This window comes from Butyricimonas sp. RTP31003st1_G1_RTP31003_210430 (assembly GCF_040920905.1).
In the GTDB taxonomy this organism is placed as follows: Bacteria; Bacteroidota; Bacteroidia; order Bacteroidales; family Marinifilaceae; genus Butyricimonas; species Butyricimonas paravirosa.
The window spans coordinates 16,487-41,136 of the sequence record NZ_JBCOSQ010000014.1 but is presented as its reverse complement, the minus strand read 5'-3'; the positions used below and the strand labels follow the sequence as shown (position 1 = coordinate 41,136).

The 24,650-nt window shown below is 42.1% G+C and carries 19 protein-coding genes, 1 pseudogene and 1 riboswitch; of the genes and pseudogenes, 16 read left to right on the top strand and 4 right to left on the bottom strand.

From position 1 onward, the window contains the following. Positions 1-264: pseudogene (locus tag AB5542_RS06230) on the bottom strand (iron ABC transporter substrate-binding protein); the annotation flags it as partial. Between the two features lie 20 nt (positions 265-284). After that, positions 285-473: riboswitch (cobalamin riboswitch) on the bottom strand. A 217-nt stretch (positions 474-690) separates the two neighbouring features. Between AB5542_RS06230 and cobI the strand changes: the two are divergent. The 12 genes from cobI to AB5542_RS06170 all read left to right on the top strand — a co-directional run bounded on the left by cobI (position 691) and on the right by AB5542_RS06170 (position 17,537). Next, on the top strand, positions 691-1,392 hold the full coding sequence (gene cobI, locus AB5542_RS06225; RefSeq protein ID WP_279038591.1) for a precorrin-2 C(20)-methyltransferase: 702 nt from the start codon (positions 691-693) through the stop codon (positions 1,390-1,392). A gap of 59 nt (positions 1,393-1,451) precedes the next feature. Then, positions 1,452-2,624, top strand: coding sequence for a BamA/TamA family outer membrane protein (locus AB5542_RS06220; RefSeq protein WP_118303611.1), 1,173 nt, complete (start codon positions 1,452-1,454; stop codon positions 2,622-2,624). Continuing rightward, the gene (locus AB5542_RS06215; RefSeq protein ID WP_118303609.1) at positions 2,569-4,329 is read left to right on the top strand and encodes a lipid A phosphoethanolamine transferase; all 1,761 of its coding nucleotides are present in this window, start codon (positions 2,569-2,571) and stop codon (positions 4,327-4,329) included. The genes AB5542_RS06220 and AB5542_RS06215 overlap by 56 nt, the downstream gene beginning before the upstream one ends. Before the next feature lie 201 nt (positions 4,330-4,530). Next, on the top strand, positions 4,531-5,520 hold the full coding sequence (locus tag AB5542_RS06210; RefSeq protein WP_270543252.1) for an aspartate-semialdehyde dehydrogenase: 990 nt from the start codon (positions 4,531-4,533) through the stop codon (positions 5,518-5,520). Between the two features lie 153 nt (positions 5,521-5,673). Then, positions 5,674-7,044, top strand: coding sequence for a redoxin domain-containing protein (locus AB5542_RS06205; protein WP_279038592.1), 1,371 nt, complete (start codon positions 5,674-5,676; stop codon positions 7,042-7,044). Between the two features lie 84 nt (positions 7,045-7,128). Next, positions 7,129-7,695 carry an RNA polymerase sigma factor gene (locus AB5542_RS06200; RefSeq protein WP_158571808.1) on the top strand — a complete coding sequence of 189 codons (567 nt, stop codon included), beginning with the start codon at positions 7,129-7,131 and terminating at the stop codon, positions 7,693-7,695. Between the two features lie 77 nt (positions 7,696-7,772). Beyond that, entirely contained in the window at positions 7,773-8,906 is a 1,134-nt protein-coding gene (locus AB5542_RS06195) for a FecR family protein (RefSeq protein WP_087419640.1), read from the top strand. Positions 8,907-8,983: 77 nt separating this feature from the next. Continuing rightward, complete coding sequence (locus AB5542_RS06190; protein ID WP_087419639.1) at positions 8,984-12,574, top strand: SusC/RagA family TonB-linked outer membrane protein; 3,591 nt, start codon at positions 8,984-8,986, stop codon at positions 12,572-12,574. A 10-nt stretch (positions 12,575-12,584) separates the two neighbouring features. Continuing rightward, positions 12,585-14,153: a RagB/SusD family nutrient uptake outer membrane protein gene (locus AB5542_RS06185; RefSeq protein WP_087419638.1), complete on the top strand. Its 1,569-nt coding sequence runs from the start codon at positions 12,585-12,587 to the stop codon at positions 14,151-14,153. 14 nt (positions 14,154-14,167) lie between these two features. Next, positions 14,168-15,265 carry a hypothetical protein gene (locus tag AB5542_RS06180; protein WP_368243017.1) on the top strand — a complete coding sequence of 366 codons (1,098 nt, stop codon included), beginning with the start codon at positions 14,168-14,170 and terminating at the stop codon, positions 15,263-15,265. 110 nt (positions 15,266-15,375) lie between these two features. Beyond that, on the top strand, positions 15,376-16,461 hold the full coding sequence (locus AB5542_RS06175) for a TlpA family protein disulfide reductase (RefSeq protein ID WP_087419636.1): 1,086 nt from the start codon (positions 15,376-15,378) through the stop codon (positions 16,459-16,461). Positions 16,462-16,463: 2 nt separating this feature from the next. After that, positions 16,464-17,537: a thioredoxin family protein gene (locus tag AB5542_RS06170; RefSeq protein ID WP_087419635.1), complete on the top strand. Its 1,074-nt coding sequence runs from the start codon at positions 16,464-16,466 to the stop codon at positions 17,535-17,537. Between the two features lie 20 nt (positions 17,538-17,557). Here AB5542_RS06170 and AB5542_RS06165 read toward each other — a convergent pair whose 3' ends face one another. Next, a complete protein-coding gene (locus tag AB5542_RS06165) occupies positions 17,558-18,238 on the bottom strand; it encodes a 4'-phosphopantetheinyl transferase family protein (protein WP_087419634.1) in 681 nt (226 codons plus the stop codon). Positions 18,239-18,459: 221 nt separating this feature from the next. Here AB5542_RS06165 and AB5542_RS06160 point away from each other — a divergent pair, with 221 nt between their 5' ends. From AB5542_RS06160 to AB5542_RS06145, 4 genes are all read left to right on the top strand, one after another. After that, positions 18,460-19,155, top strand: coding sequence for an energy transducer TonB (locus AB5542_RS06160; protein WP_279038595.1), 696 nt, complete (start codon positions 18,460-18,462; stop codon positions 19,153-19,155). A gap of 283 nt (positions 19,156-19,438) precedes the next feature. Next, on the top strand, positions 19,439-20,131 hold the full coding sequence (locus AB5542_RS06155) for an energy transducer TonB (protein ID WP_027200304.1): 693 nt from the start codon (positions 19,439-19,441) through the stop codon (positions 20,129-20,131). 63 nt (positions 20,132-20,194) lie between these two features. Then, positions 20,195-21,427: a GTPase HflX gene (hflX, locus tag AB5542_RS06150; RefSeq protein WP_279038596.1), complete on the top strand. Its 1,233-nt coding sequence runs from the start codon at positions 20,195-20,197 to the stop codon at positions 21,425-21,427. Between the two features lie 211 nt (positions 21,428-21,638). After that, positions 21,639-22,349, top strand: a complete 711-nt coding sequence (locus AB5542_RS06145; RefSeq protein ID WP_279038597.1) for an energy transducer TonB — start codon at positions 21,639-21,641, stop codon at positions 22,347-22,349. Positions 22,350-22,535: 186 nt separating this feature from the next. On the opposite strand, the gene tyrS is transcribed toward AB5542_RS06145, so the two are convergent. Together tyrS and AB5542_RS06135 are read right to left on the bottom strand one after the other, a co-directional pair. Next, positions 22,536-23,828 (bottom strand): tyrosine--tRNA ligase, encoded by a 1,293-nt coding sequence (tyrS, locus tag AB5542_RS06140; RefSeq protein WP_279038598.1) that lies wholly within the window; start codon positions 23,826-23,828, stop codon positions 22,536-22,538. A gap of 97 nt (positions 23,829-23,925) precedes the next feature. Beyond that, entirely contained in the window at positions 23,926-24,423 is a 498-nt protein-coding gene (locus AB5542_RS06135; RefSeq protein WP_087419629.1) for a CvpA family protein, read from the bottom strand. Between the last annotated feature and the right edge of the window lie 227 nt (positions 24,424-24,650).

The following is a 24,650-nucleotide window of genomic DNA, read 5'->3' as shown; positions in this document are numbered from 1 at the left end:
GGTCTGCACCGTCGATCCACGCGGAACCAAAGCGTACTGGTAATGAGTATGACTACTCTCCTGCGGGTCCTTGATGTTCAGTACCACGTACCCCTCACGTTCCTCCAACCAAAAACCTTTAGCATACTTAATATGAATCCGGGAAACCGTATCGACCTTCCCTTTCACGGTCTGTTCTCCCGACGACTGTTTGCGTGAAGTCGACTTGCAACAAAAGAGAACACTACAAAGGTATAAAAGATAAAAAAAACGCACTACATTCATTTCTTTTCCTCCGAAAGTATTAATTAATCACGTCTCCTGGCAGGTTTTCTGGCTTGTCATCTTTTCCCCTTCCCGGTATCACCAGTGGCCTAACGAAAAGATCCGCCCTCTCGGACGGGCAATGACTTTACAGCTGCGGGGACAGCCCCGGAATTTCACCGGATTCCCTTTTCTTCCAACATGAAAGCACCAAGACGCCTGCAAATATATAAATATTATTTTGAGGCTATTCCTTTTTTAGCGACTTTTGCAACGAAGAAAAAGAGTTCATAAGGTTCGTAAGGTTCATAAAGCTTATAAAGTAACGGGGTGTCCTTCGGACGAAGCCTGTCGGCAACTTCCGTTGCCGTGAACTAAGCACCTCACAAGGGACCATAAACCTTATAAACTTTATGAACCTTATAAACTTTACAAACTAATTTAGACATGAAAGGAAAAATCGTGGGAGTATCGTTGGGACCGGGAGAACCGGAATTGATCACGTTGAAGGCATTAAAAGCCTTACAGGGGGCGGACATCATCTATTGTCCCGGCACACAGACCAAATCCCGTTCCCGGGACATCCTGCAAGCCCTGCCCGTGGCCATGGAACGAGTACGACTTTTCCACGTACCCATGTCCAAGAATCGCACGTTTGCCAATCAAGCCTATGATGCCCTTTGCACGGAAATAGCATCCCTTGTCGCCACGGGTAAAAACGTTGCCATCACGGCGGAAGGGGATTCCGGTTTCTACTCTTCCGTGAATTATATGTTCGACAAACTCGCTTCTATGAACCTTCCCGTGACCACCGTGGCCGGTGTCCCTGCTTTTATTGCGGCAGGAGCCATCTCGGGCCTTCACATCGTGAAACAAGAAGAAAAACTCGTCGTTCTACCGGGAACAACCACCGCCGAAGAACTGGACGCCCTTCTTTCCAACGGTCATGTCGTGGTGATCATGAAACTCTCGCAATGCACGGAAGAAATACACCGTTTCATGCAAAAAAGTCCCTGCCACGAGTACCACTATTACGAAAATGTAGGCACGTCAGACGAGCTACACACGACTGCTTACAACGACATCACACGTAAAGACTTCCCCTATTTCTCGTTAATGATTATTCGTCCTTGCAAACAATTGGCATAGATATTGCGTACAAGAAGACGCAAGATGAATGATTATAAACATTTTTACAGGTTAATTATATGATTCAACGAATAACATGTGCATTGTCGTTATGCCTTTTATTGTTTATCCCGTTCCATGACATCATGGCGGGGGAACTCGTGACAAGAGATTCGCTGAACAATACAACTGACACGTTGAAGAATGGATTCTTTCACCGTTTCTATCGTTATTTCGAGCAATCGAACAAGGTGAAAGAAGAAAAGAAATTCGACTTCTCCATCATCGGGGGACCGCACTTTTCGAGCGACACGAAGCTGGGGCTCGGCGTGGTCGCATCCGGACTATTCCGTATTGACCGTGAAGATAAAACCATCTCCCCGTCAAACATTTCCCTTTACGGGGATGTCACGACCACGGGTTTTTACCTGCTAGGAATCCGGGGCAACATGATTTTCCCGAAAGACCGTTTCCGGGCAAACATCAATATGTACTTTTTCTCGTTTCCTAGTGAATACTGGGGAATCGGCTACGATGCGGGGAAAGACGAGGATCACAAGACAGAGTACAAACGATTGGAACAACAGGTGAAACTGGAACTTCTATACAAACTCGCTCCCAATTTGTACGCCGGGGCAAACCTTATGTTCCGCAACGTCACGGCAAGGAATTTCGACGACATCACGTTCCTCAACGGGGCCAAGAAAAACGTGAACACTTTCGGACCGGGACTCGTTATATCTTATGACTCGCGAGACTTTATCCCGAACCCGGCAAGAGGTTTTTTCGCCCAACTGGAACAACAATTCTTTCCCGGATGGCTGGGAAATGACGATAGTTTCAAACGCACAAGCGTGGACTTCCGATACTACCAGAAAATGTGGAAAGGTGCCATACTCGCCAGCCAGTTACAAGGGACATTCAATTACGGAGACACTCCCTGGAGCATGGTTTCCCTCATGGGAGGATCATACGCCATGCGAGGGTACTACGAGGGAAGATACCGGGATAACGACCTGATACAATTTCAGGTAGAGTATCGCCAGAAGATATACAACCGCCATGGAATTGTCGCATGGGGCGGAGCCGGAAACGTGTTCCCCGACATGGACAAATTCAAGTGGAAACAAACCCTGCCGACCTACGGAATAGGTTATCGCTGGGAATTTAAAAACAGAGTAAACGTAAGATTAGATTATGGATTCGGCAAAGGCGTCAGCGCATTCTACTTCGGTATTAACGAAGCTTTCTAAAGGGATCGTGAATTTCGTGAAACAGCCAAGATTACTGTTTTGGCTCTTTATCGTGTTGAATTTAGTCCCGAATTTCTGCTTGCTTTTCACGGAACCTCTCTCCGGACTGGGCAAAACGATCTTGATCCTACTACCACTTGGTGTTTACATGGTCGTGTTCTCCCTGTTCAAACGGGCGGGCCTCATGCAATTGATACTGATTCCGGTACTGATCTTACACGCCTTCCAGCTCGTTTTGTTCTATCTCTTCGGAGAGTCGGTCATCGCTGTTGATATGTTCCTGAACCTACCCACCACGAACGCCTCCGAGGCCGGGGAATTGCTGGGAAATATATGGCCCTCCATTATCATTGTCTGCGTCCTTTATATCCCTGTTATCGTGCTGGCCTCTATTGCCGTACACCATAAAGTGAAACGTACTGCCGTGTTCCGCAAGCACATGATCACGTGGGGAATCATCTTCTTTATCATTGGTTCCGGACTGGTCGCTTTCGAGAAACACAGGGATAACACCTACGAGGTAAAAACAGATATATACCCGGCAAACGTGATGTATAACTTGTATTACGCGGGAGTGAAATGGAACCGCAGCATGAACTATCCCGTCACCTCGAAAGATTTCGTCTATCATGCCACCCGTGATTCCGTTCACCAACGCCGGGAAATATACGTGCTGGTAATCGGGGAGGCCGGAAGGGCTGAAAACTGGGAACTGTGGGGGTACCAGCGGGAAACCAACCCGTTATTGAAAAACGAGGATAATCTGGTACTATACAAAGATGCCTTAACACAATCTAACACGACACACAAAAGCGTACCACTCATTCTGTCCGCCGCCGACGCTTGCCACTACGAGTACCTCTACACGCATAAAAGCATCGTAACTGCCTTCAAAGAGGCCGGGTTTAAAACAATATTCCTGTCAAACCAGACACCGAACCGATCATTCACGGATTACTTTGCCGCGGAGGCAGACATTCATGTCAATGTACGTCCTCAAGCCGACGGGGGATTAATCACGGTCAATAAATTCGACGGAGAAATGCTCCCGTTGATACAGCAATACGTGGATTCATTGAGCGAGAACCTATTCATTGTCTTCCACACCTACGGGTCGCACTTCAACTACAAAGAGCGTTACCCGGAAGAATTTGCCAAATTTCAACCGGCCAACGCCACGGAAGTCGAGTACAAAAACAAGGACCAGCTCATCAACGCTTACGACAACAGCGTCCTGTACACGGATTACTTCCTGCACAGCCTGATCGGGATATTGAAGAACTCGGGAGCTGATGCCACCATGATTTACTCGCCGGACCACGGGGAGGATTTACTGGACGACAGCCGGAAAAGATTCCTGCACGCCTCACCGATCCCGACCTATTACCAGATACACATTCCATTCCTGATGTGGTTCTCGGAAAATTACATTGATGCCAGACCAGAAAAATACGAGGTTGCACGTTACAATAGTAGCGCCCCCATTTCTTCGAACGCCTCAATCTTCCATACCCTGTTGAATATGGCCGAGATTCAGACCCCTTATTTTGACTCCACTTACTCGCTCGTCAATCCCGGTTTTGTCCGGAGACCACGCATGTACCTCGGAGACCACGACCAACCCGTGAACTATTACGAGGTCGGGTTGAAGAAACAAGATAAAGAGATGATTCTCAAAAGGGGAATGGACTATTCAATTGAGTGATTCTATGATTTCCGATTAAGTGATTTTATGACTAGATGATTAAAAGAGTTAAGAATTTAACATCCCGTATGATTGTTGAAAAAATAACATCCCCCTATTGTTCAAGCAATGCTTATTCACTACTTTTGAGGCGTTAATATAACCTAACTCATAAAAAGACTCCCGAAAAGGGAATCTAATCATTAAATCAAATTATACACGATGAAAGTAGCAGTAGTAGGAGCAACAGGATTAGTCGGAAGAAAAATGTTGCAGGTTCTGGAAGAAAGAAACTTCCCGGTAACAGAGTTAATACCGGTAGCCAGCGAGCGTTCGGTAGGCAAAGAAATTACCTTCAAGGGGAAAAACTACAAGGTCATGGGTATGCGGGACGCGATCAACATGAAACCTCAACTCGCTATTTTCTCTGCCGGGGGAGAGACCTCATTGGAATGGGCACCCCAATTCGCCGCAGCCGGAATTACCGTGGTCGACAACTCGTCAGCCTGGAGAATGGACCCGACGAAAAAATTGGTGATCCCCGAAATCAACGCAAACACCTTAACCAAAGAAGATAAGATTATCGCGAACCCGAACTGCTCAACAATACAGATGCTCGTTACGTTGGCACCCCTTCACAAAAAATACGGGATCAAACGAGTCGTCGTTTCCACGTACCAATCCGTGACCGGAAGCGGTTTGAAAGGAATCAACCAGCTCGAAGGCGAACGGGAAGGCCGGGAGGTGAAAAAAGCATACGCTCACCCTATCGACCGGAATTGTCTGCCGCACTGCGACTCATTCACCGACAACGGGTACACAAAAGAAGAAATGAAACTGGTCAACGAGACCTGCAAAATATTAAATGACGACACGATTAAAGTAACCGCCACGGCCGTACGGGTTCCCGTCATGGGCGGACACTCCGAAAGTGTAAACATCGAATTCAAACAAGATTACGACCTTGACGAACTTCGTGACCTGCTCGCCCATTCAGAAGGTATCATCGTGCAGGACGATCCCGCCCAGAACCTTTACCCGATGGCCATCACCGCCAACGAGAAAGACGAAGTCTTCGTGGGCCGCTTACGCCGGGATTTCTCCCAACCCAACAGCCTCAATCTGTGGGTAGTTTCCGACAACCTGCGCAAAGGCGCTGCCACGAATGCCGTGCAGATAGCGGAATACTTGTACAAACACGATCTTTTGTAAGAACCCGTAAGTTCATTATAAAAAATGAAGGCCAGCAATAACTATTTGCCGGTCTTCATTTTTTTTATAAACACTGTCACCCGCAACCACCCGTTCCGGATTTAATAACGTGTTCTGTGATCGTAAAATCATTGTAAATTTAAAACTTGTAACATGAAATGTAAGTTTATTATTTTTCTAATCGCACTAACCTCTTGTACTCATACTGCAAAAAGTCAAAACAACATCACGCTCTCCGTAGATGTGGAGAAAATCCCGGAAATGGGTTTTGTCATTTCCTACTTGAAAGAGTCCATGATTGGTATGGATTTCGATGCCAAAGGACATGCAGAATATCGTATCGAAGATATGGATGCGATCTACTTAACTCTCCATAACGGCTTTGCCGAGCAGAAGACGATTTATGCCGAAAAAGGAGATCATATCCAACTATCCTTTGACGGAGAAAGCATGAAGAAAACACTAAAAATGGAGGGAGTGCGAGAAAACATTGCCGATTACTTGAAGAACGTGAAAATATCATGGCCCGCAAACAAGGACTTCGCTTTAGACATAAAAGACTTTGTGAAATTGCTGAAAGAGAAAGTAAAGGAGAATCAACAATTGTTAGACAGCCTGACACCAGCCTTGACAAAGGAAAGCAGTAAATTCGTGAAACTCGAAAAGAATCGGATTAAATACATGCTGGGCTTGTCATTACTTGACTATCCCCGGATGCACCCCTATATGGCAAAGATTGAATATACCCCGGGAGATGATTATTACAACGAGCTTAAAGCTTGGTTGGAAGAAGACCTAAATTCATTGTGCCTATCACAATATCGCACTCTCATGACCGAAGTTCCCACATTCATCATGAGTCGTAAGACGCCTATTCGTACTCCCTACGAAAAAGCCATGAAACAAATGGAGTACATCAACAATAACACCAAAGATGAACAAGTTAAACAGAATTTACTCACCATTATTGCCAACAATTATATCAAGGATGCCGGAATTCAGAAAAGTACTGAACTGGATGCTTTCTACCGGAAACACGTGACAGACAAAGAATTACTTGCCCAATACCAGCAGACGTATGATAGTTGGGCCGCAGTTTCCCCCGGACAACCTACTCCGGATTTTAAAGCCGTTGATATTTCAGATAAAGAATTCTCCCTTAAAGACTTCAAGGGCAAATATGTTTGCCTTTATTTGTGGCCATGTGTCAGCCCCGCAATACAACAATTTGCCGAGTTGAAAAAACTACAACCTCTATTTAAAAAGAAAAACATCGTTTTGGTTAACTTGTCTATTGAGAATAAAAAAGACAACTGGGTCCAAACCATACAAAACGAGGAAGTACAAGTCGGGACCCATCTTTACGCGGGATTCGATAAACATTTTTTACAGAAATGTCATTACAGTGCTGCCAGCATGGTTCAATTTATTTTCATTGATCCCGCTGGAAAGATCATAGAATTACAAGCTCCTCTCCAGTCTTCCAACATGGAAGATTTTATCAAAGAGACCATCCAAGATTAGACTTTTGCGGCCCGTGCATGGGGCCGCAACTTTTTTATTTCAATAAGTTTTTGTTTATTTGCAAAAACAATTGGAAATCACACCGTGTCAAGTCAAGAGAAATTCTTAAAAGGGATAAATCAGAAAGAATCTGATGCATGGAAAGAGCTATATCGCTATTTCTACGGGACTCTATGCAATTACACGACTAAAATTGTTGTAGATGAAACCGTGGCGGAAGACATCGTTCAAGAATGCTTTATCTCCATCTGGAATTCTTCGCTCCATTTCCAAGAGATGAAAGCCCTCTCGGTTTATCTATACCGTTCGGTACACAATAACGCTTTAAAATATCTCCGGGATAAGAATGTCGATAATCAAAGATTACAAAGATGGAGCAAAGAACAAGACGATGTTGAAGATGTTGATTTCTACCAAGCCGTCGAAGAAGAGCTTATTCGCAAATTACACGTGGTCATTGATCAATTACCGGAACAACGTAAAAACATCTTGCTATTGAGTATTGACGGGTTGACCGTGCAAGAGATTGCCGACCAACTGAATATCAGCATCAACACGGTAAAAACGCAAAAGAAAAGAGCCTACGTGTTTCTCAAAGAAAATTTAAAACAAAGTTTACTTCTCATATACATTCTGGAAATATTAAAGTAAAAAAAATTACTCTAGCTGTCACCCGCATATAGCACTTTCGGATTTATAGATAAAATAACGCATAAAAATCGAATCCGATGAAATGGAATGCATTATCAGATAAGACCGAGTGGCTATTAAAAAAGATCACAGAACACACGGAAGAACCTATCGATGACAATATGCTGAAACAACTTGCAGATAAACTGCAAGAGAAGGGTTACGTTTCCAAAAAACTTCGGGAACAACAACGCTTCAATTACCTAAAGGCCTACCAGCAAGTTGTTCAACCAAGAAAAAGATGGGTGTCACCCGGCTTATTAAAAATTGCAGCCGCCATTATTATCCTAATCGGAACAGGGACATTCCTGTATTTCCAGCAACTTCCCGAATCGACACCTACCCCAGATGAACTCTTTCTTACCGAAGTACATCCGGGAACACGTAAAGCTTTCTTGATTAAACATGATGGTCTGGAAATTGAATTGAAAGGAGACTCCGTGAAAATCGACGAACAAAACGGGATTAACATTCATATCGATTCCATGGGACTACGGTATGATACCGAACAGGCTCAACAGCAAACGGCACCCCTCTATAACACGTTGGTTGTTCCCCGGGGAGGGGAATACTCGTTAGTGTTGGCAGACGGGACAAAAGTGTGGCTGAATGCCGATTCTGAATTAAGGTATCCGATCCAATTCACGGGTGACACGAGAGAAGTTTCCGTGGCAGGAGAGGCTTTTTTTGAAGTTACAAAACAAGAAGGCAAACCTTTTATCGTGAAGACATCCCTAGGAAACATCACGGTTCTCGGTACTCAATTTAACGTGTGTAACTATCCGGGGAAAGAGAAACTCGTGACCACGTTAGTACAAGGAAAAGTATCTTGTGATCTACCGGATGGTAAAAGCATTATCCTTGCTCCCGATCAACAATTATCGGTCAACGGGAACGGAGAAAGTAAGTTAAGAACGGTGGACACCAAGTACTTCACTTGCTGGAAAGACGGTATGTTCTTGTTTGAGGAAATGAGGATGGAAGATATTCTGGAACAATTGTCCAGATGGTACGATATTCACATTTTCTACACGAATGAAGAGGTAAAAGATTTGCATTTTTCGGGAGACCTCAGTCGTTTCAAGGATATTATAACTTTCATCGAGATGTTCGAAAAAAGTGCTGATGTAAAACTAACATTAAAAGGGAATACTTTAACAGTAGGTTTATAAAAAAACAAACCGGACCAAGCGCCAACTAAAATCCGGTTTGATATGGTTTAATTTATATAACTAAACGTCTCAAAATTATGAAAAAAAAAGGAAGAATCATGCAGGTTCTTGCAAGCTTTCTGTTTTTATTTGTTTTGCTTACGTGTCATACGAACTTAAAAGCACAAGGCAAAGCGGTAAACATGAACTACAAAGAAGTTTCTTTTGTCGAAGCGATCAATTCTTTTCGGCAACAAACCGGGGTAAAATTTCTTTACAACTTGGAAAAAGTAAAAGATAAAAGATGTAAAGACCTCGTACTGAAAAATGTACCTGTAAACGAAGCTATTGAAACCGTACTGAAACACTTCGGTTTAACCTATTCGATGGTGGAAGGGGTGGTCGTCGTGAAAGAGACGGAAGAAACATCTCCCACGACTTCGACACACACGATCACCGGCAAAGTCGTCGATCAAGCCGGCAACTCGCTCCCCGGGGTAACGGTAATTATTAAAGGAACAAAATCGGGCGTGGCAACAGACGTAAACGGAAATTTCACGATCACGTTAAATGAACAAAAAGAACAAACTCTTATTTTCTCGTTCGTGGGTATGCAAACGAAAGAGGTCTCCTGCATGGCCGGGAAACCCGTGACGATAATCCTGGAGCCAGAAGAGGCCCAACTGGATGAAGTCGTGGTGACAGGTTATCAAAGCATCAATCGCCGGGACATGGTGGGTTCTTACACGACAGTAAAAGCCGCAGATATTATGATGCCGGCATACAATTCTATCGACCAAATGTTACAAGGGAAGATTCCGGGAATGGTTGTCGTCAATTCTTCTTCTCGTATAGGTAGTTCACCTAAAATCACGATCCGCGGAACTTCCACTATTTTCGGAAACACGGATCCGCTATGGGTCGTTGACGGTATCATCCAGCCAGACCCACTCCCCATTGATGCCAGCTCCGCTGTAACGGAAGATATGAAAAACTTGATCGGGAACCAGATATCATGGTTAAATCCTGCTGACATTGAAACAATCACTGTTTTAAAAGACGCATCCGCAACGGCTATTTACGGTTCAAAAGCTTCCAACGGGGTCATCGTGATTACCACGAAGAAAGGGAGCGCAGAGAGAACAAGCATTCGTTATTCAACGAATTTATCATTTAGAGCCCGTCCCAACTACGGGATGTTCAACTTCATGAACTCCAAAGAAAGGATTCAATTCAGTAAAGAAGCTTATGACGCCGGAATCAGGTACCAGAGCGATCCTCTTCCTCAAATATATACCTATGAAGGGTTAATGGCCATGTACAATAATCGCCAAATCAGCGAAGAAAATTTCATGAAACAGATGGAATACTTGGAAACGTGTAACACTGATTGGTTTGACATCCTGTGTCGAAATTCTGTCAGTCATTCTCATAACTTAAGCATTACCGGAGGTTCCCAGAAAGTGACATACAATGCTTCTTTTGGCTACTCTTCAAGCCACGGAACGCAAAAAGGTGATGACATGACACAGTTTAACGCTCGATTGAATGTCAACGCCCAACTACTGGAATCTCTTTCTGTTAATTTCAATCTAAGTAATTCATTTACTGACAGGAAAGGATATGGACCGGGAGTTAGTCCTGAAACTTACGCAAAACAAACCAGCCGGGCAATTCCTTTTGTTGATGAAAACGGAGATCGGGTATCTTATAAACAATACTACGAGTACAAACTAAATAGAACCGGGCAACTTGAATACGGTTACAACATCTTGAACGAGATGGAAAACAGTTACTCTAAAAATAAAGCAAAAAACGTAAATATGTCACTTAACGTGAATTGGAATATTGTTACCTGGCTTCAATACCAATTCGTGGGAAGTATTGCTTTCAACCTGAATAATTCGGAATCATTTGCAGGAGAGAAAACATCCTACATTGAACGCAACTATCGAGGTTATGCTTATGGCTCAGAGTCATCCGGTTCCGCCAAATTCAAAGCAGCGTTATTACCATTCGGAGGTGAACTGGCCACAAACGAGACAAACAATACCTCGTACAATATGCAACACAAAATCGTGTTCTCCAAAACCATTCACGAATTCCACCGGATCAACGCAATGGCCGGAATGGAAATCCGTTCAGAAGCAAACAAAAATAACACAAACACGGTTTGGGGATACGTTCCCGAACGAGGCGAGATATTAGTCTCTCCCTCCAAGCCGACAGAAATTGTTCCCGTTGGCGGAGTCGTCCCTATTTCCTGGGGTGCGCTGGATAAACTCTACCAAGGAGGATGGGCAAACACAAGTATTACCAATAATTTCGTGTCATTTTTTGCTACGTTAGCCTATTCTTTAAAAGATCGCTACGTATTCAATGCCAACATAAGGTCAGACGCATCTAATAGATTCGGGCAAGATGCCAACAACCAATTTGACCCGACATATTCCTTCGGTATATCTTGGAGAATTGCCGAGGAGGAATTTATAAAAAACTACCTGCCATGGCTCAACCAACTGAATTTACGCGCGACCTACGGGATTCAAGGAAATGTTGTAAATTCCGTAAGCCCTGATCTCATTGCCCAGTACCGGGGAATTATAGGAGGTTATGACGAATATTACTTGACCATATCCAGTTTGCCCAACCCCCTGTTAAAATGGGAACGCACAAAAACTTGGAACTTAGGGTTAGACATGCAATTGTTTAATGGTATCACCATGAGTTTCGAATATTATGGACGACGCTCAAATGCCATTATCAACCAGGATATTGCACAAGAATACGGTATGGCAACCATGAAATTAAACGGAGGTCGGATCCATAATCACGGGATTGAATACTCTATAAATTTAACCCCTTACAAAAGAAAAGATTTCGCATGGACCATCGGTATCAACGCATCCAAAAACTGGAATAAAGCTCAAAACGATGATGTCCGGATAAAAGCAGATAAACTGACGAAAGATAATTTCCTTACCGGCAGTAGTGACCGTTTATTAAAGAAAGGGTATCCACTAAGTGCCTTCTGGTCGTATTCTTTTGCCGGACTTGACCCGCAAACAGGTTATCCAACCTTCAACCGGATTGGTTTCGATGAAATAGATCCCGATATTGATCCTACCACGTTTCTGGTATATTCCGGTCAAAAGGACCCTTACTTCACGGGTGGAGTCAACACACGTGTACGCTACAAGAGCCTGTCATTAGGTGTCGATTTTTCCGTGTTACTTGGTGCCAAGAAACGCCTTCCGAATCCTTATGCAAATTTCAACTACGGGAAACTTCCGGCCCCTTACCATAACCTGTCGAAAGACCTGCTAAAACGGTGGCAAAAACCCGGCGATGAAAAACACACGATTTACCCGGCTTTATACACTTCCGTCGAAGACGTATATAACATACAACTTCCTGACGGAACACAATCCAATTCCATTTACTCCATGTGGGCAAATTCCGATGCAATGGTTGTTAATGCCTCTTTTTTACGATGTAACCAAATTTCAGTATCGTGGAATATGCCACCCCGGATATGCTCTAAATTCGGAGCCACCAATTGTTCGATTAGTGCAAACCTCAATAATCCATTCGTCATTGGCAGTAATCGTTTCAATGGATTCGACCCGGAGTTAGGAGATAGTGTCATGCCCAAGATCTTTTCTTGTGGTTTAAGTGTAGGATTTTAAAGATAACATTATGAAACAACGAATTATATTTCTTTGCATTGTAAGTCTAATTCTTGGAAGTTGTGGAGATTTTCTCGAACCCAAATCCAAGAGTGAATTTGTTCCCAAAGACGCCAACTCCTTAAGTGAACTTTTACTTGGAGAAGCTTATCCACGTAACGGTATTACAGAATTAAATGTATTTCTCCATCTGTTGGATGACGATATCGCTCCAGCTCCTTATCAAGGAGTGAAAGTCGGTTCAGATGCAAACAGATGGTATGCTCCTTACACTTGGCAATCCAATATGTATGACATTATGGGTACTGCCGGGGAGAAATACACAAACCTTTATAGCTCTTATTATGCCTTGATATTAGGAGCAAATGCTATTCTGGACTATGTTGATGATATAAACGATGACAAGAATGCTATCAATTCTGTAAAAGCCCAAGCTTTAGCTCTTCGCGGATTCCTTTATTTCAATTTAATCAACATATTCGGAGCCCCTTACAACTACGATAAGACAGCGCTAGGTGTTCCATTGAAGTTAAATAGTGGTATTGAGGAATCCGAACTGAAGAGAAACACCGTAGAAGAAGTGTATGTTCAAATTATAAAAGATCTTCTAGAAGCCGAACGCTTATACAAGACCTTACCGAGCGCTCAACAATGGCAACCCAACAAAAGAACCAGCCTTCCCATGGTTCATCTCCTTCTTTCCAGAGCTTATTTATACATGGAAGAATGGGAAAAAGCCGCAACCTACGCAAATCATGTCATTACAAACGGGAATTTTCATTTATTGGATTTGAACACAATCAAAACATACTCAGAAGAAGACCCTAGTATCCCCTCTTACATAAACTATCACTCTTACACGACATCGAGCGAAGTTATTTGGGTATACGGAAATATTACAGATGTAACTAAATATGTTTACAACGTAAGTGTCTCAACAAATGACCATCCGTTTTTTAGAGCCTCGAAAGAACTCATGAATTGTTTTGACGAAACAGAAAACGACCTGCGTAAAGAACGTTACGTCATTCGTAGTAAATTTCAAATTATCAATGAAGATAACGAGCTTGAAGCAATGCCCTCAGCTTTCGGGAAAATAAACGTAAGTTCTAAGGCATATTATCAACCGGTTGCAGCGAATGATGCTTTTGGTAGAAGTCTTCGATTGTCGGAAGCTTACTTGAATTTCTGCGAGGCAAAAGCCATGCTTTACAAAGCCGGAGTAGCGAATGCCGGACAAGAAGCCCTAAATACACTAAATGAATTTAGAAGATTCCGGTTTCCTTTAAATTATCAAAACGAGAATATCACGGACCCCGAGAAATTAATTACATTTATACATAACGAACGACGCCGAGAACTCTGCTTTGAGGATCATCGCTGGTTTGATTTACGCCGTTGGGGAATGCCACAAATTCAACACACATGGTACCCGGATGCGCAATCAACGCTCGTTTACACGCTCAAAGAACATGATCCCGGATACACGATTCCATTACCACCCGATGCTTTGGAATTGAATAATTTACTAGAACAAAACCCATTGGCCCCCGCACCACGCAACGGTATTAACCTTTAATTAAATAGTATGCCATGAAACAGATCATATTGTTAATAGCTATAAGCAGTATCTTCATGTTAACCTCCTGTTACAATGAAGGTGATGTTACCCCTTCCGGTAATTATTCGGTTTTACGACTTGAATTCCCTCAAGGAAACAATTCGTGGGATAAAGAAATCAAGGACATTCACGATGTTTATGGGGTATATTTACTATACAAAGGTATTACCCCCCAAGACCTTAATCGCAAATGGACATCCTTGGGTACAGGAAAATTATATTATGGGAATGATTTAACAGACGAACAAACACCGTATTACGTCGACTTTCTCAAAAATCATGTTCTCAATTATGTAACTCCGGAAATTGCTAAACTAGTGTTACCAGCTAAAATATATATGCTGGATAATTTAAGAGGATTGAACCCGGGAGAGGATCCCAATGGGACCGGAACGGGGACTGGAACAGGGACCGGAACTGGAACAGGAACCGGAACAGGGACCGGAACAGGGACCGGAACTGGAACAGGAACCGGAACAGGGACCGGAACAGGGACCGGAACGGGAACCGGAACAGGGACCGGAACGGGGACCGGAACGGGGAACCGTAATTTTGTAGGATTAAAAACAGACGGTTTTGATTATTGGGCAATTAGCTTCACTGCCGATCAAATTGCTCATCCTAATTCACAAGATTTAAAAATCAAAAGAGCAACATTACTTTATCTAATGTTTGAAGCGGCTTTACAAAACAAAGTAATAAATGAACCGGATAGTTTCAAACAAGGAATTGACTACATCACTGCAATTACGAACAGTCAAAAAGACAAGCCAGATTATTATCTAACTCGAGGTTTTATTAACATTCTTGCCAGAGATTTTAGTAAAGAAAGCTCGCCGTATAGTATATCCGAATATACAAATGCAAGTTGGGACACAAAAGCCTATCCGTATAGAGACTATCTATCCTACATAAGAGCAGCCATGTTTTACACGAAAGAAGAATTTCAAGCAAAATATTCTCCGGAAACATATCCTCTTGTCAACTCAAGATATGAAATCGTGGTAAACCATATAAAAAACAATTACAACATTGATCTCGAAGGAATAGCCAAAGGACCTAAGAAATAAGGTGCGTCAAAAGTCCTTTCGTTAATTACGAATCCCACACCACAACTCCCCTCTCCTTACACGGGAGGGGAGTTGGAGTAACTCGAAAAAAGCATAATCTCACACAAGATATGAAGATAAAAATTTTAATTTTCCTGCAACTATTATATTTTCCTCTTTTTGCACAAAACCTCAATGCATATCAGCATCTAAAGCAAGAATGGTCAAAGAATTTTGCCTCCGCCAAAGATATTATCGAGACTTATCACAATAATACCAAACGAACAAACACGGCAGCATTTACTACCATAAATAATTGCTTTATGACTCTAAAAAGCGGAGAATACATCATTTGCAGTAAAGGAGAAAAAGAAGATATTCAACTTTTACTTCAGGAAATTTCACCCATAGTGTTAAATGACTCCTCGGTTATCACATTCATGCAACAAAATTCTCCAGAAGAATTCACGAATTATTATTACATGATTCTCGCCTTAAAAGAAGGAGAGTCTTTTGATGCAGCAAGAGACGGTATCACCATCTCGACACAATTTCCCACAAGAGCCCTCAATCATAATGACTACACGAAACTAAATGAAATCTTTTCCGGTGACAATAAATTGTTACATGAGATTTATCTGAAAAAAATAAAATTCCTTCTTCAAAACAATGGCTGTACAAAAGAAATTGCCCAACTACGCCCAATCATAGAATCACATGTAGAATCCTCTCCCTTAAAACTTGAAATATTAAAACTATACACGCAATATGAACTCTTGGGCCAAGGCAAACCGGCACCATTATCTTCATTACAAGATTCGGATGGGAACATCTACACATTCGGTAATTTTAAAGGCAAAGTCATCGTTGTAGACGTATGGGCCACGTGGTGTTGCAGTTGCATTGAAAAAATGCCGAAATTCATTCAACTAAAGAATGAATTTCAAGAAAATGGAAACATTATTTTCCTAACAGTTTCTATTGATCAAGAAAGAACCCGGGATAAGTGGTTAAAAGCTATCCAGGAAAACAACATGACCGGATTAATAAATCTTATTATCTCTCCCACAGGTGATTCTCATTTTGAAACAGATTATCAAATAGTAGGAGTACCTCGTTATTTCATCATAGACAAAGAAGGAAAAATCATCACCGTATTTGCCCCCAGTCCCGACAAAGAAATGAAAGACTTAATTCAAAACATCTTAAAATCATAACCATGAAATTTATTTCTATCATTAGCTTATTACTTCTTCTAGCCAGCAACAGCATTGCTCAAGAAGGTACGAACTTCGAGGATCTAACCTTTCAGGAAGCCTTGGCAAAAGCAAAAACAACCGGGAAGAAATTATTCATTGACTGTTACACGAAAACCTGTGGACCATGCAAATACATGGTCAAATTTATTTTCCCGTTAAAAGAATGCGGGGAATATTTCAACAAGAACTATATCTGCATCATGAAAGATATGCAGGAGGGAGAAGGGATTGATATTGCTCAAAAATACAACGTACAATTCTATCCGACATACTTGTTCATCAACCATGACGGAAGTCTCTATTGCCGCATGGACGGGGGAGCCGTGTCAAAGCCTGAAGATAATTTCGTACAAAAAGTCAAAAACGTAATCGAACTGACAGAATTAAACAAGGAGTACGCCGAAGGAAACCGGGAGCAGGCATTTCTAAAAAAATATATAACTATTTTGCAAAAACAGGATAAACAAAAACTACAAATCGTTCTGGGAGAAACGATGCCCCAACTGGGAGTCAAAAAACTATGCGAAGCAGAAAATTGGTCCCTCATTAAAACAGAAATAACAAATGTCGACACCCCTCTATTCCGCTATCTGGTTGACAATCGAAAAGCTTTTAGCAAACAAATCGGACAGCAAGAAGTCGAAGAGAAAATCATGTCGGCCTATTTAGAAGAATTCCGTATCTTTAAATCAATGGGAATAGACTTCGAGAAACGCATCGCTGACCTTAAACTTTTTGAAAAAGACCATTATAAAGGAGTTCTTTCACTAAGGTATTGTATGGTATTCCGCCAAATAATCGACAACAAGCAAAAAGACAGGATACTTGAAATTCTCACGGTATTACGGGATCTACCCGAACGGATTACAGATACCAAAGAACAAATGAACGTGTTGCAAGAACTCCAAGGATTCCAACAAATAGCAAATCAACAACAGAAAGAGAAAGCTTGTTCTTATTTGGAGGAGATCTGCAAAAAACTCCAACCGACTCAAACAAAACAAGTCGAAAGAATAATCACACGCATCAAGTAATAACCCCACGAAGAGATCATCTAACACCCGGTGATCTCTTCTAAAAAGATTTCATGTATCCCCGTTAATTCTTCGTACTCGCAACAGACATGACAGGCGTATCCATCATCTACCGGACAGGCATACACGTACAGCGGTAACTTATTTTCCCCTTCAAATAAAGACACATCTCCCCCGGAAAACGAAACAATAAAACTATTCAACGGGCGGGTCAATCCGGTACCTATATATTTCAAAAAACTTTCCTTCACAGACCAGTAATTAAAAAATAATTGATCTTGTTTATCCTCTTCCAACATTTTCAATTGTGCCACCTCTTCCCCGTGAAAAAAACGTCCCGCAACTTCCATACGAGCTTTTGCCCGTTTTTCAATATCAATACCGATCTCCCGGTCGGACACGGCACAAACAACGTAATCCCCCGAATGTGAAATATTAAAAAATACATTTTCTACGCCCACAATAAAAGGTTTTCCCTTCTCTCCCCGGTCAATCCGATAATCTTCCGAGGTCAGATTCCAATATTTTTTCAGAGCAAAACGAACCAATGCCTCTCCTAACAACCTGCGAAGGGCAACTTCCTTGCTTCCATACCCGAGGACTTCGGCATAACATTCTTTAGACACAACAGATCGTAACCCAGCAAACATTTTATCCCGATTAGCTCCTGCCGGAATTTGAATAAATAATACTTCAATCATAACACAAAGGTAAAAAAGTTAGAGACAACTATTTTCTTTTCTAAAACAAATAATCCAGAAAACCTAATAAACACGGGCATCTTAACGTTATTTTAAAATTACAGGGTAAAAATTTTAAGAAAATATTCACATTTCTCGGCAAAAAACTTGTTTATATCATTTTTATCTTCTATTTTTGAAACATCAAATTAACGTTTAAATAACATTTAAAGATAAACGTCATGGAAGCAAAGAAAACATCCCGTTCCGATCTTGAGAACAAGCGGTTTATTTTCCGCGAGATCGGTTTTATTGTAGCCTTGGCTACGGTGTTTTTTGCCTTTGAGACAAAATACTACCAGGAAGAGGCCAAAGAGATCACGTTTCCTGTTGAGACGAGTGACATAGAGGAAGTTCTTCCCGTTTTTGTACCACAAAGAGCTTCACAACCACTTCCCAAGATTTCCGTAAAACCTTTGGATTTCATCGAGGTCGTGGAAAACGAGATGGATCTTGAAAATGAGATGGACGTTGTTGATGATAACGCAAACACGAAAGGCTCTTTAACGGGTAAGGCTACCGACTGGCAGAGCGGGTATGATGACGAGGGTGATGATCCCGGTGAGGGAGATCTTCCGTTCTTTACAGTTGAAAAAATGCCTCGTTTTAACGGAGACTTGAACAAATGGCTTAGGAAAAATTTAAGATACCCGGCAAGATGTGCAGAAATGGGCATCGGAGGAAAAGTATTTGTTGAATTCGTGGTAGAGAAAGACGGTAGCATCAGTTCCATTAACGTGGTTCGTTCCGCTGATCCGGATTTGTCACAAGAAGCTATCCGTGTGGTTAAGGCCATGCCGAAATGGATTCCGGGAATGCAACGGGACAAAGCCGTAAGAGTTCGGTTTACCATCCCGATCACATTCCAGTTAAAATAAGAGAAACATACAGTGATTTACATACAATACGAACATCCCGAAAAAGGACAACCTTAAATTGGTTGTCCTTTTTTACTTTTCCTCTCCCAAGCCATCATCGACATGAAATCAACATGATATGAACAACAACCCAAACTTTTAAGAAGATTTTAATGAAGTTTAGCGATCATTTTAACATTTTCTTCAAAAAAAAGGGGAGAAATATTGCGGTTTATTATGAATTTGACTATTTTTACCCACGCAAATTGTGAGAAAAACAGAACTATAATATTAAACTAATAACATGGAAGTAAAAAAATCACCTAAAGCAGATCTTGAAGGGAAAAAGACCATTTTCCTTGAGATCGGTTTTGTTATAGCTCTAGGGATTCTACTGAGTGCTTTCAACTGGAAGACCAACACGAAAGTAGAAGAAGGGTTTGTTATTACCCAAGAAGAGCAGGTTGAGGAGGAAATTATTCCTATTACTCAACAAATGATGAAACCACCCCCACCACCTCCTCCAGCCCCGAAATTGACGGACTTGATCGAGATCGTGGAAGATGAATTAAGTATTGACGAGGAACTTGAAATCGACGACGCTGAAGCTGACGTTGAAAACAAGAATAATTATAACTTCGATTACGACGGAGACAGCTGGGGAGAAGAAGAGAGCGACGGAGAAGCTGATATTTTCCAAGTAGTAGAAGATATGCCGCAGTTCCCCGGAGGTAGTGTACAAAAATGGATTGCGAAGAACGTAAAATACCCGATGATCGCACAGGAAAATAACATTCAGGGTAAAGTTTTCGTACAATTCGTGATCGAGAAAGACGGTAGTGTTAGCGACGTGAAAGTTGCCAGATCCGTTGACCCATCTTTGGACAAGGAGGCTATCCGCGTGGTAAAAGCCATGCCGAAATGGAAACCTGGAAAACAGAGAGGTAAACCGGTTCGAGTATCTTACACTGTACCTATCAACTTCCAGTTACAGTAAATAAGACATGTTAAATTATAACAAGGGGCTGTCGATCATCGTCAGCCCCTTCTTTTCCTATTTATGAGCGAATATTTTTACACGAAAAAAGAAGCAGAAAAAGCCATTCTTGTAGGTGTAGCGCTACAATCAGAAAACATCAGCTACGATATGATGTGTGAATACTTAGACGAACTTGCGTTCCTTGCAGAAACGGCAGGAGCGGAAACAGTGAAAATATTCACGCAAAACTTGGATAAGCCGGTAACGGCTACCTTTGTCGGTAAAGGGAAATTGGAAGAAATCAAAACATACGTCGAAGATAACGATATTGACTTGATTATTTTTGATGATGAACTAAGCCCGACACAAATCAGAAATCTGGAAAGAGAACTAAAAGGCAGAAAAGTCCTTGACCGTACCAACCTCATCTTGGATATTTTTGCCAAAAGAGCCCGTACGGCAGAAGCAAAAGCTCAAGTTGAACTGGCACAATATCAATACCTACTCCCTCGTCTGACGGGAATGTGGACTCACTTGGAAAGACAAAAAGGAGGTATTGGGCTTCGCGGTCCGGGAGAAAGTGAAATCGAGACCGACAGACGTATCATCCGGGACAAAATCACCCGTTTGAAAGAGCAGTTGACCAAGATTGACAAACAGATGGTCACACAACGGAAAAACCGCGGAAAACTCGTACGAGTAGCCTTAGTGGGCTATACGAACGTGGGCAAATCCACGCTCATGAATCTCCTGAGCAAATCGGAAGTATTCGCAGAGAACAAACTTTTCGCAACTCTGGATACCACGGTACGCAAGATAGCCATAAAGAACGTCCCGCTACTACTGGCGGACACGGTCGGTTTTATCCGTAAACTTCCCCATCACCTGGTAGAATCATTCAAATCCACACTGGACGAGGTGAGAGAAGCAGATGTCATTTTGCATGTAGTCGACATCTCCCATCCCCAATTCGAGGATCAAATCCGGGTCGTGAACGAAACACTGGGTGAGTTAATGGATAATTCTAAACCCACGATTACAGTATTCAATAAAATAGACGCCTTCACGTACACGAAAAAGGAGGAAGATGATCTCACTCCCATCGAGCGGAAAAACTATAGCCTAGAGGACTTGAAACAAATGTGGATGTCCAAACAGGAAGGAGAAACCGTGTACATCTCGGCTAAATCTAAAGAAAATATCGAGGAATTGAAAGAAAAGATATACGAGATTGCCAAAGACATTCACTCGGCACGTTTCCCGTTCAACGATTTCTTATACCAGGATTTCGAGATGGACGAAGATACAAAATAAGGTGCCAATCAAGACAAAAAAACAGGGAAATCAGACCCTTTCCCCTTCAGGAGCGACATTCGGATGCCGCTCCTTTTTTATACTGAAAATCAGTGATATATATAATTATACATCTTTCACCTATTTTCTGACAAAACCATTCGTTTATTTTGATTTCTGGCTAATTTTTTGTATATTAGAGGTATAAGCTTAACCATCATAAATAAACATTATGGAAGTAAAGAAATCATCAAAGGCAAACCTCGAAAACAAAAAAGGAATCTTCTTCGAGATCGGACTAATCGTAGCATTAGCCTGCATATTCCTTGCTTTCGAGTGGAAAGTCGACGTGAAGATGGAAGAAGGCTTCATAGTAATAAACACGGAAGAACAATTGGATGAAGAGATCATACCCGTCACCCAACGAATGCAACAAGCTCTTCCGCCACCACCTCCTGCACCTCGGTTAACCGACTTAATAGAGATCGTAGATGAAGAAATAAATCTGGATGACAACTTGGATATCATGGACGTGGATGCCAACGTTGCCAACCACGGAGTTTACGACTTTAGCGGCACGGGTAACGGGTACGAAGGGGAATACGGGTATGGAGATGAATATTCCGGGGAATCCGAAGTATTCGCGGTTGTTGAAGAAATGCCCAAATTCCCGGGAGGCAATGTACAGAAATGGATTTCCAAGCACATCAAATACCCGATGATCGCTCAAGAAAACAACATCCAAGGTAAAGTTTTTGTACAATTTGTCATCGAGAAAGACGGTAGCGTTTCAAACGTAAAGGTCTCCAGGTCCGTGGACCCTTCACTAGACAAGGAAGCCATTCGTGTCATTCAATCCATGCCAAAATGGACTCCTGGAAAGCAAAGACAGAAACCGGTGAGAGTATCTTTCACGGTTCCTATTAATTTTCAATTACAATAAAAGGTGTGCGAAAGCACACCTTCGTTCATAAAGTCTATAAAGTTTGTAAGGTTTATAAAGTTCATGGACCCCTCGCGGGGCGCTTTATCCACTGCAGCTTAAGCTGCAGACAAACACAGTCCGAAGGACACCCGTGACCTTATAGACTTTACGGACTTTATAACTTTATGAACCTTATAAACCGATTTATTTCACCGTAATCAAGAAATAATTCTTTTTCCCGCTTTGCAAAAGGATAAACTTACCGTCGATCAAATATTCGGGAGTAACCACTAATTCTTGATCCTGCACTTTCTCCTTATTTATACTGATCGCATTTCCCTTCAATGCACGCCGAGCCTCTCCTTTTGAAGACATCATGGAAGTTTTCTCTGCCATCAAGTCCACGATATGAATTCCGGCCTCTAAATCAGTTCGTGCAACGTCAAATTGAGGCACCCCTTCAAAAACAGACAATAACGTGTCTTCATCCAAACGTTTCAACGCATCGGATGTTGCATTACCAAAAAGAATTTGGGAGGCCTCCAAAGCTGAATCATAGGCTTCTTCCCCGTGTATCAAACAAGTCACCTCCTTCGCCAATACTTTCTGCAATTTTCTCAAATGCGGAGCTTCTTGATGCTCTGCAATCAAGGCATCAATCTCTGCCGGTGGCAATATCGTGAAAATTTTGATATACCGGGCAGCGTCCTCGTCCGTGCTGTTCAGCCAGAATTGATAGAACTTGTATGGAGAAGTCCGTTGTGGATCCAACCACACGTTACCCGACTCTGTTTTTCCGAATTTCTTACCGTCACTCTTGGTCATCAACGGCCAGGTCAAACCATAAGCCTCCCCACCATCTTTCCGGCGAATCAATTCGCCCCCCGTGGTGATATTTCCCCATTGATCGGAACCACCCATTTGCAACAGGCAGTTATAATTACGACGTAAATACAAAAAATCATACCCCTGCACCAATTGATAGGTAAACTCCGTGAATGACATCCCGTTAGTTGAATCGGCACTCAATCGTTTTTTCACGGAATCCTTCGACATCATGTAATTCACCGTGATATGTTTTCCCACTTCTCGTATAAAATCGAGAAAAGAGAAGTTTTTCATCCAGTCATAATTATTTACCATGATTGCCGCATTCGGCTCGCTCGAATTGAAATCAATAAACTTGGACAACTGGACTTTAATTCCCGCCATGTTCTTTTGAATGGTATCCTCGTCCAACAAATTCCGTTCTAAGGATTTACCGCTGGGATCTCCGATCATACCCGTTGCTCCACCAATCACGAAAATCGGTTTATGCCCGGCCATCTGTAAATGTTTCATCATCATAACCGACACGAGGTGACCTATATGTAACGAATCAGCCGTCGGGTCAATTCCGACATAAGCCGTCGTTTGTTCTTTTGCTAATTGTTCTTCGGTTCCCGGCATGATATTATGAATCATCCCTCTCCATCTTAGTTCTTCAACAAAATTCATCGATTCTTAATTTTTAATTCGCATTTGCGAGTTATAAGTTAATAAGTTACGAGTTCTTCAACTCTTATCTTTTAGTTTTTAGCTTTTAGTTTTTAGTTTATTTTATCGCACTTTCGTAAACGCCATTTGCAAAGTTAACAAAAGGTTTGTACAACAAGCTGTCACCTTTCGTTTTTGCCGAAATAAAATCATAACGAACGTCCAGCGCATTCACGATGAAAAGCACCACGCATACCACGATAGCAGCTTTCAACACGCCCAGAACGATCCCGAATAACTTGTTAAACAGTCCCAATGAAACCATATCAATCAACTTGGTCAACAATTTCCCAAGCAGATGCATCACGATAATAACCAGCAGAAAAGTCACGGCGAAAGCGATGTAGTAGGCGTATGATTCCGGCAAAGCCACGAAATCTTTCAAGAAGCCCTCCACGTTCACGGCATATCTCAACGAGATAAAAACTCCTAACACCAACGCAAATAACGTTGACATCTCAACAATCAACCCCTGACTAAACCCTTTATAAGCCCCGTATACCAACGGTAGCAATATAATCACATCAATGTAATTCACCGTTAAATTATTAATCATTTCATTCAGATTTCAAAGATAAACAATTGTCCACGTTTCATCACAAAATCGGAAGAATAATATTGAAAAAACTTTCCAAAATCAAGAGGAATTACATCCGAGTTCAAACGGAGTTCGGTCCCCAAAGACGAGACAAAGCCGATTCCCCCACGAGTTAAACCCGACTAATTAGATTGTCTTTAATACCTAGGAAAAACCGTTATCAACTTCCCGTAGGCATCGATCTC